This window comes from Pseudomonas meliae (assembly GCF_001400515.1).
GTDB lineage: Bacteria > Pseudomonadota > Gammaproteobacteria > Pseudomonadales > Pseudomonadaceae > Aquipseudomonas > Aquipseudomonas amygdali.
Genome location: NZ_LJQT01000125.1, coordinates 1 through 1,062, shown reverse-complemented (window position 1 = coordinate 1,062; position 1,062 = coordinate 1). Strand labels below are relative to the sequence as shown.

The 1,062-nt window shown below is 57.9% G+C and carries 1 protein-coding gene; it reads left to right on the top strand.

Translation table 11 applies throughout. From position 1 onward, the window contains the following. The first annotated feature begins 197 nt into the window (after positions 1-197). Entirely contained in the window at positions 198-1,016 is an 819-nt protein-coding gene (locus tag ALO64_RS05540) for a DUF2242 domain-containing protein (RefSeq protein ID WP_044343539.1), read from the top strand. The last annotated feature ends 46 nt before the right edge of the window (positions 1,017-1,062 follow it).

The window sequence follows — 1,062 nt, the reverse complement described above, 5'->3', positions numbered from 1 at the left end:
ACACGAAAGCGACCCTCGGGTCGCTTTTTTGTTGTCTGCGTTTTGTCCGCAGGCGAGTAGGGTGGTTGGCCTGAACACGTGTTGTATCCAAATCCTTTTGATCTGTACGTTGATCCAGCGTCGGCCTTGTTGCAGACTTACCGCCATTTCCCAGTTCGCAGTCTTGCTGGCAGTCTTTTCCTTCCTCAGGATTTTCGATGTTTAAGCTACTGAACGTTCGTACCGCATTCTGGATCTCTGCCGTGTTGATGGCAGCTGGTTGTTCATCGCCGAAGCAGGCGGTTTATGACCACGAACATTTCGATGACGCCGGGACCTTCTCCCGTAGTTATCCCGCCACCGACCTGGCTTATTGCGAAGCGGGGCGGCGTGCCTTGTTGAGCCAGGGCTATATCATCACCAGCAGCGACCCGAAGATGATTGCCGGTCGCAAGAGCTTTCAACAGACCGGCGATGCGCATATTGAAATCAGCTTCAATCTGGTGTGCGCCGCTGATGCGAAGGATGGCAGTTCGACCATGTTCGCAAACGCTCTGCAGGACCGCTATGCGCTGAAGAAGACCAACAACTCGGCCAGCCTCGGGGTTGGAGTGCTGGGCTCTGTCTCGATGCCGATAGGCTCCACTGACGACTCGATGGTCAAGGTGGCCAGTGAAACCGTGTCATCGGCGAAGTTCTACGAGCGCTTTTTCGGTCTGGTGGAAAATTTCCTGCCACCGGAAGTGAAAAAGGCTGCGCATATTGTCGAGAAGCCCAAGGCAGATCTGGGTGTTCCTGATGTAGCCCCTGCCGCAGCCGAGCCGGCCAAGGCGGTCGAACCCGCCAAACTGGCTCCAGCAGCAACGGAGTCGCCCGCCAAGGCCGAACCCGCTGCAGAATCAGCCAAGCCACCCGCGGCAAGCGAACCACTGCCGGCGCCAGCCGAGCCTGCATCGTTCAAGGCGGAAACGGTCGACACACCGGCAGCCGAGCCAGCAGACAGTACCAAGCCAACCGAGGCTGAGCCCGCTCAATAACGGCTGTCGTGATCATGCACGGCGGACGCAGAGCGTCCAGAACTGC

Bases quoted from the DNA above. Each gene is read 5' to 3' on its own strand.
- ALO64_RS05540 (WP_044343539.1), top strand. From the start codon at position 198: ATGTTTAAGCTACTGAACGTTCGTACCGCATTCTGGATCTCTGCCGTG.